The sequence below is a fragment of the Methanolapillus millepedarum genome (assembly GCF_032594115.1).
In the GTDB taxonomy this organism is placed as follows: Archaea; Halobacteriota; Methanosarcinia; order Methanosarcinales; family Methanosarcinaceae; genus Methanolapillus; species Methanolapillus millepedarum.
In genome coordinates this window covers 771198-787886 of record NZ_CP131060.1, presented here as the reverse complement: position 1 = coordinate 787886, position 16689 = coordinate 771198, and the positions used below count along the sequence as shown (strand labels likewise).

Genomic DNA, 16689 nt, shown 5'->3' with positions numbered 1-16689 from the left:
AGAGAAAAGAAAAAGAGACCATTTGTCCCCCATTAAATGCCAATTCGAAAAATCAACTTTAATTATATTAAAATTTTTATCAAAAATACATATATAATTTAAATTATATTTTAATAATACCGGACCGAACAAATAACGATTTTATGTACGGGACAGTAATTGTGAAATTCAGATGTAAAAAGAGGAAAAATAATGCCGAAATACAACGATCCGAAAGTACCGTTCGTCCCAGACCGAACTGTATTACCGATTCACGAACCGACATACCCGCCCTGTAAAGATATGTTTGCAGATGACAACCCGACTCCGCCGCCGCCGAGATTTACCGTAAAAGCCCCGGAAAAAGCGCCAAACGTGTTGATTTTTCTAATTGATGACATGGGGTACGGCGCATCCAGTGCTTTTGGCGGTCCGATTCCGATGCCGACATCGGAACGCTTAGCTAAAACCGGACTCCGCTTTAACCGTTTCCACACAACTGCCGTTTGCGCGCCAACCCGCGCAGCTTTACTGTCCGGGTACAACCACCATTCTGTCAACATGGCCAACATTACCGAACTTGGAACCGCTTACCCCGGAAACTTATCCACCCGTCCGAAAACAGTGACACCGATGGCTCAAGTGTTACGCCTCAACGGCTATTCGACTGCGCAATTCGGAAAGTGTCATGAAACGCCGGCTTGGGAAACGACCGCTTCCGGTCCTTTTGACCACTGGCCGACATTTTCAGGGTTTGATAAATTCTACGGATTTTTGGCCGGTGAAACAAATCAATATCATCCGGCATTGAATGACGGTGTGACGTTGATTGAGCCGCCGAAGAAAGAAAACTATCACCTGACTGAGGATTTGGCCGATCAATGTATTTTGTGGATGAAAACACAAAAAGCGATGACACCGGATAAACCGTTTTTCGTTTATTTCGCGCCCGGGGCAACCCATGCGCCTCATCACGCGCCTGAAAAATACAGAGACATGTTTAAAGGACAATTTGATGACGGCTGGGATGCGATGCGCCAAAAAACTCTTGAAAAAATGATCAAAATGGGTGTCGTTCCCCCGAATACCAAACTGGCCGACAAACCGAAAGACATTGCCGACTGGGATACGCTGCCGGATGTGGAGAAAAAACTCTATGCCCGTCAAATGGAAATTTATGCCGGATTTGCCCGCCACACGGATGACCAAATCGGACGTGTTGTTGATACGGTCGAAGAGATGAAACTTTTGGAAAACACCATCATTCTTTACATCATGGGAGATAACGGCGCAAGCGGTGAAGGCCGCATGACCGGGGTGGTCAACGAAAACGCCGCCATCAACGACGCGCCGGAACCGCTTGAATTTATTCTTGAGAATCAACACCTCCTCGGTACGGATATGGCCTACAACCACTATGCGGCCGGATGGGCTGTTGCCCTTGACGCGCCGTACAAATGGGTTAAAACCGTTGCTTCTAACTTTGGCGGGAACCGAAACGCGATGATTTTCCATTATCCTGCCAAATATAAAGGAAAAGGCGAAGTGTTAAACCAATTCCATCACGTGATTGACGTGGCACCAACAATTTACGAACTTTGCGGAATTCCGATTCCGAAAATGGTCGATGGCGTCGAGCAACGGCCGATGGAAGGCGTCAGCATGAAATACGCGCTTGACAATCACAAAGCAAAAGGACAGCGTCAGACGCAATATTTCTGCATTTTCTCAAACTTCGGTGTTTATCACGACGGATGGTTTGCCGGCGTTGTCGATAAACTGTCATGGGAGGTGAAACCCTTGTACGAAAAAACCAAAGACGCTCCTTGGGAACTCTATAACCTGGAAGAGGATTTCAGCTGTGCCAATGATGTGGCCAAGAAATATCCGGAGAAACTTGAAGAATTGAAGAAAATCTTCTATGAGGAAGGATTAAAACACAATGTGTTCCCCATTGAGGGAAGAGGCGGCATTCTGTTAAACGCTGATGTTGCCGGCCGGCCAACCATTTTCGGAGACCGCCGTGAAGTAACGCTTTACGAGGGTGTCATCGGCATCAAAGAACATGCCTTTTTGGAAATGAAAAACCGTTCCTTCACCATTACGGCCGAAGTTGAAGTCGGACCCGGTCACACGGATGGCGTTATTTTCGCTCAAGGCGGGCGTTTCGCCGGATATTCATTATATATCAAAGACGGAATCCCCTGTTTCTGCTACAACTGGCTGGGCCGGGAACGTTACTACACGAAAGCGACCAAACCGTTGGTGGATGAACGCAACCAAATCCGGCTGGAATTTAAATATGACGGCGGCGGATTTGGAAAAGGCGGAAATACGACGCTGTACGTTAACAACAAAAAAGCGGCCGAAGGAAGAATTGACCGGACGGTCGGCAATCAGTTTTCGTTTGACGAATCCGCTGATGTCGGCATGCAGCGGGCAACTCCGGTCACTGAAGAATACACCGTTGAAAACAGCAAGTTCAAAGGACGTATTTATTCAGTAAACATTAAGACGGAGCCGCCAAACGTTAAGTGAAACGGAGCCAACGTTAAGTGAGAAATAATCAGCGTTAGGTGAAAAGTAATCAACGTTAGGTGAAAAGTAAACAACTTTAAGTGAAAAGTAAACAACTTTAAGTGAAAAGTAAACACCAATATAAGAAAAAGGGTACGTCATGTTGTGCCCTTTTCTTTCTTATTTCTTTCACATCATCTCATTTTTCCGTATTCGTTCTTTTTTCTTTGGTTCATTTTTAAATCGTCCTTTTGTTTCCGATAAAACGACTAGATTATATATTTCAACTCCGTTTCTCTTCCCAATGATTGACGATACCCTTAAAATTTTCAAAGAACTCACCAAAAAAGACTTTCGGATTCTCGCCGGAATCGAGCTTGGAATGCGTGATTTCGAATGGGTTCCGGTTTCCGAAATTCAGCGTTTTGCGTGTATGTCGCTTGACAAACTCAATTACCGGCTGGAATGGCTCCGCCGGAAAAAAATGGTGATCGGAACGTTGGATCCGTACGAAGGTTACAAGATTTACTTTGAAGCTTACGACGCGCTGGCGCTGCACACGTATGTTGCCCGGAAAACATTTTCCGCCATCGGCGTTGAAATCGGCGTCGGTAAAGAATCCGTTGTGATGGAAGTCTTAAAAGAGCCGGAAATGGCTGTTGCCGATCCTGAAGTTTTTATTTTGAAGCTGCACCGTGAAGGCCGGACCAGTTTTAAACAAGTCAAACGGACGCGGGAACATTTGGCCGGAAAGGAACATTTCTCCTGGATTTATGCCGCAAGGCTTGCCGCCAACCGTGAATTTAACATCATGCAAAAACTGTGGCCGGATGTTTCGATTCCAAAACCCATCGACCAAAACCGGCATACATTGGTGATGGAAGTCGCCCAAGGCAGCGAGCTTTTCAAAACAAAATTGTTGGATCCGGATTGGTTTTTGGATGAGATTCTCCGGCAAATCAAATTGGTTTACGGAAAAGGAATTATTCACAACGATTTAAGCGAATACAACATTTTCGTGTCCGAAGACGGCATCCAAATCATTGACTGGCCGCAGTATGTCACATTAGCGCACCCGCATGCGGACGAACTGCTCCGGCGCGACGTTGAAAACGTTCTCAATCACTTCTCCAAAAAATACAAAATCCGGCGCGATATCGACGAAATCATTCGGGAAATTAAAACGGAAAATTCAATTGATCTTGAAAAATTGAAAAAAGAGTTTCCGGATGATGAAGTTCGGTTGAACGCGGAAATGGACCGAGAAATTGAATCAGCCGTCAACGAACTTGAAGATTGCGGAATTGACTTTGAGAGAGAAAACTAAAAAAAAATTTAAAACTATTTTTCCTCTTCTTTTCCACACTTTTCACTTATTGTCTTCGCTTTTTCTTTTTTATTTTTTGTTTTTGTTCCTATTTTTTTGTTTCTTATCTTCAATCAAGAAGTGCATAATTTCATGACTTCGAAAGAAGTCATGAAATGCATGCATTTTCTTGGTCTATTGTTAATCCAATTTGCAACCTATTTAATTTGTTCTACCGTTACCTTTGAGAAATCAGTACTTTTCGGGAAAATCCGTCTGATAATCCCGATCGTATTTTCAACTGTTCCCTTTTCCCAACTATGGTATGGGTGGCAGAAATACGTATCAATATCCAGAATTTCTTTTAATTTCCGATGAGCTGCATTTTCAGTCCCATTATCGAAAGTGATTGTTCTTCTGAGCTCCGGCGGCAGGTCTTTCAAACATTGAATTGCTTTATCAACCATTTCCATTGCCGATTTATCCTTTAACAAATTAATCCATGTAAAGTGAGTCACCCGATCCACAATCACTTGCAAACATGCACTTGACCTTCTGGACCAAACTGTATCTATTTCTAAATCACCTGCTCTTGACCTTTCATTCACAACTTCCGGTCTTTCATCAATGGATATCCGATCAGGTATTTTCCCAACTCTGTTTTTTATTTTTAATCCTCTTTTCTTCCTCTTTCGATGCCGCTTTGGAAGATATTGGATCAAGTCAGTTCTTTCCTGATAAAGATGAAGATAAATTGTCTCATAATTGGTTTGCTTTCCGGGAAGGTCTATATTTATCCGACCGGCAATCTGTTCGGGTGACCAACCAAGTCTAATTTTATCATGGGCGTAATCCTTGATTACAGGATCCTTCAATCGTTCCTTTTTTGCAGCATTCAGTTTCCGCTGAGTACTCCGCTCGTGAGCTTTTTGGGCATTGTATTTTACTGTATTTTTGGGGGGTTGATTCCTTCTCAATTCACGCGAGACGGTAGATTGCGAGCGGCCGAGGGCCGCCGCAATCTCCGTCTGGGTTTTACCTGAGTGGGAATATATGGAAATTTGAATTCGTTCGGCCATTGTGAGATGGCAATATTTTTTATAGTTCCAAATTGTTTTTGGCATGGGTGCTTACACTTCCTTTTTGCGCAACATATAGGAAGATAAGCACCCTCATTATTTTTTCGGAAATTATGCACTTCTCCGTTGAATTCAGGTTTTTATTTTTTGTTTTTATTTTTTGTTTTTATTTTTTGTTTTTATTTTTTGTTTTTATTTTTTGTTTTTATTTTTTGTTTTTATTTTTTGTTTTTATTTTTTGTTTTTGTTTTTATTTTTATTTTTTATTTTTTGTTTTTTGTTTTTCATTCCTTTTTCACATCAATTCTCAAATTCATAAATCAATTTATATATTAATTAGAAAATATATCATTTGTGGTGAAACCATGTCCGTTCGAAATGTCAAGAAAATCATCCAAGGAAGAAATACAATTGATGGCGCCGGCGTCAAACTCGTTCGCGTCGTCGGATATCATGATGTCAAAGAGTTTGACCCGTTTCTTATGCTCGACGCGTTTGATTCGTCCGACCCGAAAGATTACGTCAAAGGATTTCCGCACCATCCGCACCGCGGCATTGAAACGGTCACGTATTTGATTTCCGGACGAATCGAACATGAGGACAGTTTGAAAAATAAAGGCGTCATCGGAAGCGGCGATTGCCAATGGATGACCGCCGGAAGCGGAATCATTCACCAAGAAATGCCAAAACCGGCCGGAAGAATGTTGGGCTGCCAGCTTTGGGTGAATTTGCCGGCCAAAGACAAAATGACAGATCCGAAATATCGGGATATTACTCAAAATATGATCCCGGAGGTTGTGGAAAACGGAACTGTCATCCGAATTTTAGCCGGAAACTATAACGGAAAAAGCGGAGCCATGCAAGCGGATTATGTGAAAATCAATTATTTAGACGTTACCATGAAACCGAACACGGCGTGGAGTTTTGAAACAAATCCGGAAAGCACTCTTTTCATTTACATTTTGGAGGGAAGTTCCAATTTTAACGGCAAAAATAAAAACCCTGTTTCCGTTTTTGAAAAGTCGGCGGTTTTGTTTGGCGGCGGGGAAATGTTTGAAACAACAGCAAGAACCGACGGCGTTCGGTTTTTACTGTTTGAAGGAAAGCCGTTGAATGAGCCGATTGTTTGGGGCGGACCGATTGTAATGAATACCGCGGAAGAACTTGAATTCGCGTTTTATGAACTCGAACACGGGACTTTTATCAAACACAAGTAAAAAGCAAGTAAAAAATAAAAAACAAAAAAACAATAAAAAACAAAATAAATAAAGCAAATAAAAAAACAAAATAAAAAACAAATAAATAAGACAAGCGCCTTGAATTACAAAAATAAAAACAAAAAACAAAAAAGGCTGCAAAATGTTTGACATCATCCAATCTATTGACCAATCCGCCATTCTGTGGATTTACAATTGGGGCGGCACTCAGTTCTTGGATTTCATTTTTGTGTTTTTATCGTATACCGGAACAATCCGCTTGGCAGCGATCATTCTTTCCATTTACTTTTTTTGGCGTCCGGAAACTCGGAAAATATCTTATGTGATTGTCGGCGCTCTTCTGCTGTCTAATTTCATCATTCTTATTTTGAAATTGGCGGTTGATCGCCCGCGTCCTTACATTTGGCTGGGCGTTTCGGATATAGAAATGCTGGTTGAAGCATCGCCGTACACGTCATTTCCATCCGGTCATTCCGCATCGGCGTTTTCAACGATGATCGTCGTGGCTTGGTATTTCCGAAAACTCATTGTTTTTGGAATGATTTTGGCAACCGTCGCCGCAGTCGCCCGCGTCTATTTACTGGTTCATTATCCGTCGGACGTGTTTGCGGGCGCAATTATCGGAATTGCTTTTTCGTTGGCGTTTATTTTGATTTTTGAACAGTTCCGGAAGGAAAGGCAGAGTAAAACGGATAAGGAAATTTGAATTTCAGACGGTTTGCATCTGCGGTTTCCAATTTACAGTTTGCATCTTCTGTTTCCATTTACAGTTTGCATTTTCTGTTTCCATTTACAGTTTGCACCTGCGTTTTCCAATTTACAGTTTGCATTTTCTGTTTCCATTTACAGTTTGCATCTTCTGTTTCCATTTACAGTTTGCATCTTCTGTTTCCAATTTACAGTTTGCATTTTCTGTTTCCATTTACAGTTTGCATCTGCGGTTTCGGTTCCCGATTTGCATCTGACGTTCATCACATCCGCAAAATACAGATGCTAACGCATCTGATTTTGCGGGGCGGTTTGCTTGGCTCGTAAAAATTTTGACCATATATTTTTAGCGACCGAAGGGAGCCGTTCGCGAAGCGAACTTTGGCAGTAAACGTTACACTGCCCGTTGAAAAATTCCGAAGCGAAGCGGAGGAATTTTTGCGTCGGAATTTGCGGGGCTGTTTTCTTAATTTTTAAAATAAAACGAACCTGTCTTTTCGTTCATTTTTTAAAAAATCGAACCTTATCTTTTACAAAAAAGAAAATGTGTCGCCGTAACGCGCGCGCATGCCGCCGGTCAAAAAAAGAAGAAAAACAGCAAAATAAAAATCCAAAAAAAAAGTTCAAGCAAAAAATTGCTTGAACTTAGATTTCTAGCTGAAAATATTACTCGAGCACTTCAAGAATGTGCGTTGTAATCACAGATTTTCCGCCGGTGCATTCGGAAAGGGTGCGGCCGCAGACAGTGCAGACGACCTTTCGGCTGGCGCTTCCGAAAATAATCTGTTCGTTTTCGCAGTCGTTGCATTTCACGCGCAAGAATCTGCTTTTCGGGCGGTTTGTATAATCCATATTTGTCACTCCTTACTCCACAAATTCGAATTTCTTGGCTCTGAAGCCCGGTCTCTGGTGCGCTTTCTTACAGACGGTGCATCTGTATTTCAAAGCGATCTTCTTGGTCGGCTTGTCGCCTCCGGGGACTTTTGAGAATTTTCCCGCGTTACCGATACCGGTTTGTCTTTTCTTTTGGCGGACGATCATGGTCAAGGAAGAAGCTTTTCCTTTCTTGACACGTTCAAGGGAATGCTCCGTATGCTTTTTGCAAAACGGGCAATAAGTGTTCATTTTCTTCGGCATTTTCATGTTATTTCACCTGCGATTCCTGACATTCACACGGGAGTAAGTTCCCATGGAAGCAATATTTGAAAGATCCGTTGCCGGAAGAGATACAATCAATCGAATCGTGAACCATTCAAAAGATGATTTTCATGAATCCACAAAGGAAAACATATCTCTGAGACGCACATCCGCAATCTAACATCAAAGTACCCGCGTAAAACGGGTCAACGATTAAACAATTAAGACTCCGGATTGCCTTCGGAACTGCCGGGAATACTGAGAGCGACACCGCGCTTAATCAGCAATTGCGCATTTGAATGCGGTAATGAAACAACATCATTCGCACGCAATTGATAAGTGCGTTTGTCTTCGCCCATGAATTCTGGTAAATCCTTCAATATTCGGACAGAAACGTATTTCTCATTTATAACATTTGCGGAAGATTCCGGTTTCGGGGACGATGCCGACGGATTCATCATTTTGGAGATGCTGCCCGAGCCGGACGCCGGCTTTTCCAAATTCGGCTTTCCGGGCTGCGCTTTTTTGTCAGCATCTTTCGCCGGACCGGCATTTCCCACGTGGGCGCCGCCGCCGTCATGATCGTCCACAATGGCTGAAATCTGTTTTTCGCGCGACTTTCCGATGGCCGATAAAACTTCCTCATAAAGAATTTTTTCATCGGCCAGCAACTTGTCATAATCCTTTTTCAAAAGGCCGGTCTTCGAATTCGTAAAAGCGGTGGATGTTGCACGCTCCACAATTTTTCCGACGCGTTTCATAAAAACGGTTTCAATATCAAAAACGATGCTGGACAATTCATCTTCAAGCATTTTGTATTCGACGGAACGGGGACGGCCGTTTTTGATCATCTCCGATTCCAATTCCCTGACAGCGGCGGCCGCGGTTTCATAGAAATCCGACGGAATCGGCTTTAAATCCCGCCCTTTTTCACGCCGCGCGATTTGTTTAATTTCTTCAATAACTTTATCAAGATCCATAATTTGCAACTCCGCGGCACATCAAATAAACGGCGGCGTATTCCGGAAGTTCCGCCGGCCCGACATCTACCGAAAACTCTTGCCCTTTGAGCTCAAACGAAAACGGACGCAAAATCCGAACTTTCGTCAATTTGTCGCCGAAAGCGAGCGCGTCCGTGAGCGGGTCGTAATCGGAAAGGTGCGACAGCGGAATTGTTTGAACTTCAAATCCGGAACTTCCGTGAAGCGACCCCGGAAAACGAATCAGACGCTTAATGTCTCCGGTCACCGGTTCGTCAACACTGGCGCCGGCGTCCACACCAAATTCGGCAACTGTCTGCTGAATAATATATTCGATAATCGTTTTAAAATCTTTCACCGGAAAATCCAACCGTCCCTTTTGCGTGATTTCATCCAGCATCGACTCATCCGACGCAACGGATGCCAACTTCTTCAACGTTGTATCACCGGCGATTTTATTCTCTCTCAAGTCTTTAAACATTTCCGTTTTGTCTTTTTTGGCTTCCGTTCGCAAGTAGTCCGCCACATGCTCAGCAATCCGCTTTCCCCATCCGGTTTCAAAACCTTCCAGAACCCATTTGGTCGGCAACTTTTTCGGGTTTCCCCGAAAATCGGACGCATTCGAACCGGCACCGGCATCGCCGGCCATGGCGATTTCCTTAAAGAAATATTTAAAATCCAAATCCCGACCGCTGATATAGTTCACAATTTCACGGCGTTCGGCGCTGTCAAGTTTTGAGATTTTGTCATCGTAAACGTGGAAGTGGTAACCGCGCCCGCCTGAAAAAACCAATTCGATTTTGTCGTCGGAGAAACCGAAATCGTCCATGAGAAACTCGGACAACTTTAAAGATTCGCGTTTGACATGGTTAAGCATATCCGAATAAGTGCGCTTTGCGCCCGGCAAATGGTCGGCGTCCAGGTCAAAAATCAAATCGGCGCCTTGCCAACATTTCTGGTCCATCCGGGGCGCTCCCGGCAATTCATAATAAGCCACTGAATAATAAACGTGAGCCGGCGCCATTCCAATCAGATATTCCGACACTTCGTTAAAAGAAGCAAATGATTTGTGGCGCTTCATGACAACTTCCGGCATCGGGTCAAAGGAAATAAATCCCCATTCACGGCTTGCGAAAGACGGCGGGAGTTTCAAATCCAAAGACTTGTAATGAGACTGAAACTTGACCTTCAGATAACGTTTGGTGAGTTCGTCCATATTGTTCTCCCGATAAAATGATTTGAATTAAATTTTCCAAAAATTTTCATGTGCCCATCTTTTTGGAAAGCCCATTTTTTTTGTATTTATTGAAGGATATTTTCTCAACAATTCTTGAAATTCTATTTTAAACTCATTTCCCTGATTGATTGAATTTAAAAGATACTGAATACAACAAATTGAAGCATATAGTTTTTTTGGATTTACAGCCGTATTTTTTATAAAAAGACGCGGGGAATTTTGCGGAAATTTAACGGCAATTGGCAGTTCTCGATCCCATAACCGCCCATAGTGAGCGCAAATATTCCGAATAATAGAGAGATTGTGAATCCATCCTTTGAGGATATCATCGTCTTTCGAATTAAAATCAAAATGAACCATAATTTTTTGCTTACTTTGATTCATGTGCAAATATTTGAATACCAAAGAAAGAGTTCCAAAACTAACAATTTCAAAACACGACCAACAAGGAGGCATATCCGGAAAATGGTATTTATTTTGATAATGAGAAATAAATTTTTCAGGGCTGCTGCAAATATCGTTTTTAAGCTGGGATAAAAACTTTGAATGAAACATCGGGTCAGAGAAATATTTTGATTCATAAAACCAATGACTATCACTATTGGTGACGGAATATTGATAAACGATCTGAGTTCGAAGAGCAATTTCTATCTTTTCAATCGCTTTAAAAATCAATAAACGCAATTCACGATCAAAATAATAAATCTCTAAAATATCTTCAAAATAAATCGGACAGATGAAAGGCTGATCCGGAAGATTATTCTCTTGAAACGGATAGGTATATCCTCTCAATCTGTAAAAATTATTGTTTAACAAAAACAATTCTGCAACGGTTTCATTTTTGAAAAGCAAATTTCTCTTTTTTAATATTCCAACCTGATCCTTGACAGATAAAGCCGGTTTATTATAGATCATATTTATACATCCATGCTGAATCATCTGATTGCGATAAATAAAGACCCGAACAACAGGATACCGGTTGGATTGAAACAATGCATATCGCTGATGGTACAACGAATTAGTTGCAAATGAACGATATTTTGACAAAAAAACGAAAATCCTGAACATGCACCAAAAAATGGTGCACGCAGGTTGGACTGATCTGCCGCACATCGTTGAGTGGTACGAACAAATACTGTTAATTCATAAGATATAATGAAACTATAAATATATTACGAAAATGTTTGCCGGAAATGAACACAATGAAAAACAGTAACTAAAAACCATCTTTTTTAAAAATCATTCTTTTAAAACCTCTAATATTTATAGATATTTTGTATTATAGCTGTCAATGAAACAAGAAATGACCAGTGCCGATGTATCCGCCATTGTCGCCGAGCTTTGCGCCGGCGAAAAATCTCTCATCGACGCTAAAATTGAAAAAATTTATCAAACCGGCGAAAATGAAATCCGGATTAATCTCTATATTCATAAAAGAGGACGGGACGATTTAATCATTGAGAGCGGAAAGCGTCTTCACCTCAGTAAATATCTTAAAGAATCCCCGAAAATTCCGCAAGGATTTCCGATGCTCCTTCGGAAATACATCATGGGCGGAAGAATTACATTTATCGAACAACATCAATTTGACCGGATTGTAAAAATCGGCGTCATCCGGGGCGGCGAGGAAACCATTTTGGTGGCCGAACTCTTTTCGCGCGGAAACATTATTCTCTTAGATAAAAATGAAAAAATTATTTTGCCGTTTAAACCCGTCACCTTCCGCGACCGGAGAATCCGCTCGGGCGAACCGTACGAACTGCCCGCTGAACAATTCAACCCGCTCAAAACCAGCGTGGAAGAAATCAAAACCGTCTGCCGAGATTCAGACAAAGACGCCATCCGAACGCTTGCCAACAACTTCAATTTAGGTGGTCTGTATTCGGAAGAAGTGTTTAAACGTTGTCCTGTGGATAAATCAAAGCCGGCAAAGGATTTGACAGACGCGGAAATCGAACAAATTTATGCGGCGGTTTTTGAAATGTTAGAACCGGTCAAAACCGGAAACTTCAAACCCGCTTTGATTTTAAAAGAATCGAAAAATGCGAAAAACGGAACGCGAACTTTGGCAAACATACCGCCGCAACAACCGGATTCTGAAGGACCGGCTTTCAAGAATCCGAAAGAAAACGCGGATTCGGAAAAGAAAGAGCAAAATATTGAACAAAAACCGGAATTTAAATTGCCGGACGGATTTGAAATCGCCGATGTCGTCGCTTTTGATTTGGTTCAATATCAAGATCAAAAAAAGATTTATTTCCCGTCCTTTTCGGAAGCGTTGGACGAAGCCTTCGGAAAAGCATCGTTGGACGCTGTTGTTGTCAAAAAAGAAGAAGTGAAACACGAAAAGAAATTGGGTATTTTTGAGCGTCGGCTGAAACAGCAAACCGAGACGATTGAAAAATTCAACCGTGAAATTGAGAAAAATACAAAAATCGCGGAGTCGATTTACGCCAATTACCAATTTGTCGAATCGCTCATTGCTGTTTTTTCATCCTCGCGGGAAAAAGGATATTCGTGGGATGAAATGATCAAAATCATCAATGCCGCGAAAAAAGAAAAGAAAAACGATGTGATCAACGCAATCATTTCCATTCAGCCGGCTGACGCGTCCGTAACGGTGGATTTAAAAGACTGTAAAGCCACCATCGATATCCGAAAAACAATTCCGCAAAACGCGAATGTCTATTACGACGCCGCGAAAAAATTCATGAAAAAGAAAGACGGCGCCGAAAAAGCCATTTTGGACACGCAGGCGGCGATTGAGAAAAAAGAGAAGGACAAAGATAAAAAACCGGCGTCTCAATATGTTCTCAAGCGGAAGAAACATTGGTACGACCGTTTCAAATGGTTCTACTCTTCCGACGGATTTTTGGTTATCGGCGGGCGCGATTCGGACACCAACGAGGAAATTTTCAAAAAATACACGGAAAAGCGGGATTTGGTTTTCCACACGCAATATCCGGGAGCGCCGCTGACGGTTATCAAAACGGAAGGAAAAGAAGTTCCGAAAAGCACGATTGAAGAGGCGGCGACTTTTGCGGTTTCCCATTCCAGCATTTGGAAATCGGGCGGCTCTTCCGGCGACTGCTATATGGTCAAAGGCGAGCAGGTGACAAAAACACCGGAAAGCGGCGAATATATCACAAAAGGATCGTTCGTTATCCGCGGCGAGCGTCAATATTTTAACAATGTGACTTTGGAACTGGCGGTCGGGATTGAACTCGGCGACGAAACGCGCGTCATCGGCGGCCCGATTCCGGCAGTTCGGGCGCGGGGAACACAGGTCATCGAAATCATCCCCGGCAAATTCAATCAAAACGATTTGTCCAAAAAGATTTACCGGCTTTACATGAATGAAATCAAAGACCAAAAATTCTTAAAGCAAATCGCGTCCCCGGACCAAATCGCCATGGTGATGCCGCCGGGAGAATCTGATATTCGAAGCGGGCCGGACGGAAAAAAGGCGACGGATGAAGCTGTCGAAGAATAAAATCAGCGGAGGGAACCCGGATGAAAGTCATGAAAAAGGAGTTGAAAGGCCGCAGCGGCGAAATCGCGCTGATGGCAGACACGCTTGAGGATTTGTGGCACCTCAAATACATTATCGACCCGAATGACGTTGTTTTTTCGCTCACCAAAAGAAAGCCGGAAGGCGCCGACGATAAGATCCGGCCGGAGAAGTTGGAAAAAGTGACCGTCCGCCTTGGAATCCGTGTGGAAAGTACAGAATTTCACAAATTCGCAAACCGCCTCCGCATCCATGGCGTCATCGTTTCCGGAATGGACATGGGTATGCATCACACCCTCAATATTGAAGAAGGAACCAGCCTGTCGATTGTTAAAGAGCAGTGGAAAAACGATCAATTGGAACGGATTGCTGAAGCCGAAGAAGCCGGAAAACGTCCGTCCGTTATCATTGTCGGAATTGAGGAAGGCGACGCCGACATCGGACTCGTCCGCCATTACGGTGTTGAACCTTATTCACATATTCGTCAATCGTCCGGAAAACGAGAAAATGGCCTTCGAGACGTTTTTTTCAAAGAAATCGCCGACCAATTGAATTTCGTCTACAAAGACGGCGCGGCGATTGTCCTTTGCGGTCCCGGTTTTACCAAAGACGATTTCCTCCTTTATTTTAAAAAAGCGTATCCGGAACTTGCTTCAAAAGCCGTGACGGAAGACAGCACCATGATCGGTATTTCCGGATTTTTGGAAGTTCTCAAAAAAGGGTCCATCGACAAAATCATGCACGAATCCCGCTTGGCCAGAGAAACAAATTATATGGACGATTTTTTAAAAGAAGTTGCCATCGATGGAAAAGCCGCTTACGGGCCGGCGGAAGTTCAAAATGCCATTAACTACGGCGCTGTTGAAACGCTTCTCGTCGCCGACGAAAAATTGCGGGAAGAGCGGGAAACCGCCGATGGGAAGACGGTGACGCCGATTGAAAATATGATGCAGGAAGCGGAACGGTCTCAAGGAAAAGTGATTATTCTCAGTACGGAATTTGAACCCGGACGAAAACTGGCGTCGTTCGGCGGCGTTGCCGCTATTTTACGGTACAAAATGGGGCAGTGACGGCGATCACAGCATAAATTACCCGTCCTGAAAGAAGCAGTCGCTGCGAAAATGAAAAACAGCTTCCTGAAAGCAAAGGGATTGTCGGAAAATGGAAAGTATCAAACAATCACGAAAGCCACCGGCACTAATCCGAATGCTGAATACAAAAGAAGATGAGTTGAACAATTCTCATTTTTATGATATTCAATATATAAAAGAAAATAATATCAGATCAGAATAAATTAAAAATTATTATAAAGATCTCGGGAATTGAGACTACAACAAAATAAAAGGAGATGTTGTATGACGATCAACGGAGATTTTTATCTGAAATTTCCACCCGTTTTAAAAAATGCGCTTCTTGAGAAGAAAGTTAAATTCGGCAACGTGAATGAAAAATATGAGCATTTTTTAGCATTCAGAGCCATAAAAAGAGAAAATGAAAGCAAGCCAATCCAACTTCAAGATTTTTGGTCCTACGCCGAAATCGGCTACAAAGGGAGGCATATCAACGAAAATGATATTTCATATTATGGATGTTCTTTGTTTACAAATAGGAGTGAATTAAAGAAAAAAATGAAAATCGATGTTGATTTACAGAATTCCTCAAATAAAATTATCCGAGGGCAGGTCAAAGATTCAAACGGACCTTGTACCGTCAACAAAAAAACCACTCATGTCGATTGGTGGTTGTTTGACGGGTGCGATCCATCATCCGATTTTGAGGTGATCTCGTGAACAAACTATATTTTATAATTCAAGAACAAAAACTCTTCTTAGAAAGAGTTCTTCTTCAAATAGATATCCCGCCGCGCCTGTTCGTCTGTAAAAATGAAGACAAGAAACTGTATTTATGCGTTTGCGTCTATTCATATCAACAGCCTTTTGAGCATTTAGTGGTTCCGACAACAACAGACATTTTATTGAGAATGTTAAGATGTGAGATCACGATGTATGAAGCATTCACAAAATCCGATATCGCTTACAAAATAAAAGAAGGGGAAGAACCAAAAAACGATACTGTGACGATGCTTCAGTCAAATGAGATCTCAGAGGACGATTTGCCGGTTAAAGACGCTTTCTTCAAATTGGATACCAAGGAGATCAAAGATTACATCCACCAGCTGGAGAAAAAACAGATTCAAAATGCCCGAATTACCGGAAATTCTCACATTTCGTACGGGATTAAACTTAAAAAACATAAAAATTTATGAATGGGCACCTCTCCTAAAAACGAATAAAATCCGCAAACAGATGCGATAACATCTGTTTAAGCGGAAGGACCGTCATGGTTTCTTTAAAAAATTCATCTTCATGAAAAAGAAACCTTCGGCACTACTTTTTCTTCTTCGCCGGCTTCAAAGAGTTCTTTCTTTTCAAAGCCGCCGATTTTAGCGACAATGTTGGTCGGAATCGTTTGAATGGTGTTGTTGTATTTGGTCACCGTGTCGTTATAGAATTGTCTCGTGTAAGCAATCTTGTTTTCGGTTTCCGTCAATTGGTTTTGAAGGTCGCGGAAATTTTCGTTCGCTTTCAGCTGCGGATAGTTTTCCGCAACGGCAAAGAGGCTTTTTAACGTGCCGGACAACATGTTGGACGCTTCCGCTTTTTCATGAGGTGTTGTCGCTTTCATGACGGCGGAGCGGGCGACGGTCACGTTTTCAAGAAGTTGCTTTTCGTGTCCGGCATAACCTTTCACGGTTTCAACGAGATTCGGAATCAAATCCGAACGCCGTTTGAGTTGAACATCGATTTGTGCCCACGCGTTTTCCACAAAGTTACGCGCTTTCACCAAATTGTTATACATCATCACAAACGCCACAATCAAGATGATGATGAGCAGCAAAAGAATGATTCCGATAATTATTCCGGCAGACATTTTTATCACTCCGATTTTATTTGTTGATTGACTGAAATTAAGAGGTTTATGAAAATTGATTTCAAATTTATCAATCTGATTAACGAT

The 16689-nt window shown here is 42.4% G+C and carries 16 protein-coding genes; 9 read left to right on the top strand and 7 right to left on the bottom strand.

Going from position 1 to position 16689, the window contains the following annotated elements; genetic code table 11:
• Positions 1 to 192 precede the first annotated feature (192 nt).
• The gene (locus MsAc7_RS03715) at positions 193 to 2517 is read left to right on the top strand and encodes an arylsulfatase (protein WP_338103242.1); all 2325 of its coding nucleotides are present in this window, start codon (positions 193 to 195) and stop codon (positions 2515 to 2517) included.
• A 283-nt stretch (positions 2518 to 2800) separates the two neighbouring features.
• Positions 2801 to 3823: a serine/threonine-protein kinase RIO2 gene (locus tag MsAc7_RS03710; RefSeq protein WP_338103241.1), complete on the top strand. Its 1023-nt coding sequence runs from the start codon at positions 2801 to 2803 to the stop codon at positions 3821 to 3823.
• A 197-nt stretch (positions 3824 to 4020) separates the two neighbouring features.
• On the opposite strand, the gene MsAc7_RS03705 is transcribed toward MsAc7_RS03710, so the two are convergent.
• Complete coding sequence (locus tag MsAc7_RS03705) at positions 4021 to 4926, bottom strand: IS30 family transposase (RefSeq protein ID WP_338103240.1); 906 nt, start codon at positions 4924 to 4926, stop codon at positions 4021 to 4023.
• A gap of 320 nt (positions 4927 to 5246) precedes the next feature.
• Between MsAc7_RS03705 and MsAc7_RS03700 the strand changes: the two genes are divergently transcribed.
• Positions 5247 to 6098 (top strand): pirin family protein, encoded by an 852-nt coding sequence (locus MsAc7_RS03700; RefSeq protein WP_338103239.1) that lies wholly within the window; start codon positions 5247 to 5249, stop codon positions 6096 to 6098.
• Positions 6099 to 6240: 142 nt separating this feature from the next.
• Positions 6241 to 6804 (top strand): phosphatase PAP2 family protein, encoded by a 564-nt coding sequence (locus tag MsAc7_RS03695; protein WP_338103238.1) that lies wholly within the window; start codon positions 6241 to 6243, stop codon positions 6802 to 6804.
• Positions 6805 to 7472: 668 nt separating this feature from the next.
• On the opposite strand, the gene MsAc7_RS03690 is transcribed toward MsAc7_RS03695, so the two are convergent.
• The gene (locus MsAc7_RS03690; RefSeq protein WP_338103237.1) at positions 7473 to 7658 is read right to left on the bottom strand and encodes a 30S ribosomal protein S27e; all 186 of its coding nucleotides are present in this window, start codon (positions 7656 to 7658) and stop codon (positions 7473 to 7475) included.
• 12 nt (positions 7659 to 7670) lie between these two features.
• On the bottom strand, positions 7671 to 7949 hold the full coding sequence (locus tag MsAc7_RS03685; RefSeq protein ID WP_338103236.1) for a 50S ribosomal protein L44e: 279 nt from the start codon (positions 7947 to 7949) through the stop codon (positions 7671 to 7673).
• Positions 7950 to 7995: 46 nt separating this feature from the next.
• Here MsAc7_RS03685 and MsAc7_RS03680 point away from each other — a divergent pair, with 46 nt between their 5' ends.
• Positions 7996 to 8124 carry a hypothetical protein gene (locus MsAc7_RS03680; RefSeq protein WP_338103235.1) on the top strand — a complete coding sequence of 43 codons (129 nt, stop codon included), beginning with the start codon at positions 7996 to 7998 and terminating at the stop codon, positions 8122 to 8124.
• Between the two features lie 40 nt (positions 8125 to 8164).
• On the opposite strand, the gene MsAc7_RS03675 is transcribed toward MsAc7_RS03680, so the two are convergent.
• From MsAc7_RS03675 to MsAc7_RS03665, 3 genes are read right to left on the bottom strand one after another with little or no spacing between them, the layout of a single operon-like run.
• Positions 8165 to 8923: a DNA replication complex subunit Gins51 gene (locus MsAc7_RS03675; protein ID WP_338103234.1), complete on the bottom strand. Its 759-nt coding sequence runs from the start codon at positions 8921 to 8923 to the stop codon at positions 8165 to 8167.
• Positions 8913 to 10139: a DNA primase catalytic subunit PriS gene (gene priS, locus MsAc7_RS03670; protein ID WP_338103233.1), complete on the bottom strand. Its 1227-nt coding sequence runs from the start codon at positions 10137 to 10139 to the stop codon at positions 8913 to 8915. Before priS ends, MsAc7_RS03675 begins: the two co-directional genes overlap by 11 nt.
• 27 nt (positions 10140 to 10166) lie before the next feature.
• Positions 10167 to 11075: an Abi family protein gene (locus tag MsAc7_RS03665; protein ID WP_338103232.1), complete on the bottom strand. Its 909-nt coding sequence runs from the start codon at positions 11073 to 11075 to the stop codon at positions 10167 to 10169.
• Between the two features lie 376 nt (positions 11076 to 11451).
• Between MsAc7_RS03665 and rqcH the strand changes: the two genes are divergently transcribed.
• The 4 genes from rqcH (at position 11452) to MsAc7_RS08960 (ending at position 15937) form a co-directional block, all read left to right on the top strand.
• A complete protein-coding gene (rqcH, locus tag MsAc7_RS03660; protein WP_338103231.1) occupies positions 11452 to 13653 on the top strand; it encodes a ribosome rescue protein RqcH in 2202 nt (733 codons plus the stop codon).
• A gap of 20 nt (positions 13654 to 13673) precedes the next feature.
• Positions 13674 to 14741 carry an mRNA surveillance protein pelota gene (locus MsAc7_RS03655; protein WP_338103230.1) on the top strand — a complete coding sequence of 356 codons (1068 nt, stop codon included), beginning with the start codon at positions 13674 to 13676 and terminating at the stop codon, positions 14739 to 14741.
• Positions 14742 to 15026: 285 nt separating this feature from the next.
• A complete protein-coding gene (locus tag MsAc7_RS03650; RefSeq protein ID WP_338103229.1) occupies positions 15027 to 15461 on the top strand; it encodes a hypothetical protein in 435 nt (144 codons plus the stop codon).
• 212 nt (positions 15462 to 15673) lie between these two features.
• Complete coding sequence (locus tag MsAc7_RS08960) at positions 15674 to 15937, top strand: hypothetical protein (protein ID WP_420847460.1); 264 nt, start codon at positions 15674 to 15676, stop codon at positions 15935 to 15937.
• A 98-nt stretch (positions 15938 to 16035) separates the two neighbouring features.
• Here the strand turns inward: MsAc7_RS08960 and MsAc7_RS03640 are convergent, their stop codons facing one another.
• Positions 16036 to 16602, bottom strand: coding sequence for a LemA family protein (locus MsAc7_RS03640; protein ID WP_338103227.1), 567 nt, complete (start codon positions 16600 to 16602; stop codon positions 16036 to 16038).
• Positions 16603 to 16689 lie beyond the last annotated feature (87 nt).

What these genes read in the sequence shown, in the direction of transcription:
- MsAc7_RS03705 (WP_338103240.1), bottom strand. Translation starts at nt 4,926, where the DNA reads ATGCCAAAAACAATTTGGAACTATAAAAAATATTGCCATCTCACAATG.
- MsAc7_RS03655 (WP_338103230.1), top strand. Translation starts at nt 13,674, where the DNA reads ATGAAAGTCATGAAAAAGGAGTTGAAAGGCCGCAGCGGCGAAATCGCG.
- MsAc7_RS03695 (WP_338103238.1), top strand. Translation starts at nt 6,241, where the DNA reads ATGTTTGACATCATCCAATCTATTGACCAATCCGCCATTCTGTGGATT.
- MsAc7_RS03710 (WP_338103241.1), top strand. Translation starts at nt 2,801, where the DNA reads ATGATTGACGATACCCTTAAAATTTTCAAAGAACTCACCAAAAAAGAC.
- priS (WP_338103233.1), bottom strand. Translation starts at nt 10,139, where the DNA reads ATGGACGAACTCACCAAACGTTATCTGAAGGTCAAGTTTCAGTCTCAT.
- rqcH (WP_338103231.1), top strand. Translation starts at nt 11,452, where the DNA reads ATGAAACAAGAAATGACCAGTGCCGATGTATCCGCCATTGTCGCCGAG.
- MsAc7_RS03685 (WP_338103236.1), bottom strand. Translation starts at nt 7,949, where the DNA reads ATGAAAATGCCGAAGAAAATGAACACTTATTGCCCGTTTTGCAAAAAG.
- MsAc7_RS03675 (WP_338103234.1), bottom strand. Translation starts at nt 8,923, where the DNA reads ATGGATCTTGATAAAGTTATTGAAGAAATTAAACAAATCGCGCGGCGT.
- MsAc7_RS03665 (WP_338103232.1), bottom strand. Translation starts at nt 11,075, where the DNA reads ATGATCTATAATAAACCGGCTTTATCTGTCAAGGATCAGGTTGGAATA.
- MsAc7_RS03715 (WP_338103242.1), top strand. Translation starts at nt 193, where the DNA reads ATGCCGAAATACAACGATCCGAAAGTACCGTTCGTCCCAGACCGAACT.
- MsAc7_RS03640 (WP_338103227.1), bottom strand. Translation starts at nt 16,602, where the DNA reads ATGTCTGCCGGAATAATTATCGGAATCATTCTTTTGCTGCTCATCATC.
- MsAc7_RS03680 (WP_338103235.1), top strand. Translation starts at nt 7,996, where the DNA reads ATGGAAGCAATATTTGAAAGATCCGTTGCCGGAAGAGATACAATCAAT.
- MsAc7_RS08960 (WP_420847460.1), top strand. Translation starts at nt 15,674, where the DNA reads ATGTATGAAGCATTCACAAAATCCGATATCGCTTACAAAATAAAAGAA.
- MsAc7_RS03690 (WP_338103237.1), bottom strand. Translation starts at nt 7,658, where the DNA reads ATGGATTATACAAACCGCCCGAAAAGCAGATTCTTGCGCGTGAAATGC.
- MsAc7_RS03650 (WP_338103229.1), top strand. Translation starts at nt 15,027, where the DNA reads ATGACGATCAACGGAGATTTTTATCTGAAATTTCCACCCGTTTTAAAA.
- MsAc7_RS03700 (WP_338103239.1), top strand. Translation starts at nt 5,247, where the DNA reads ATGTCCGTTCGAAATGTCAAGAAAATCATCCAAGGAAGAAATACAATT.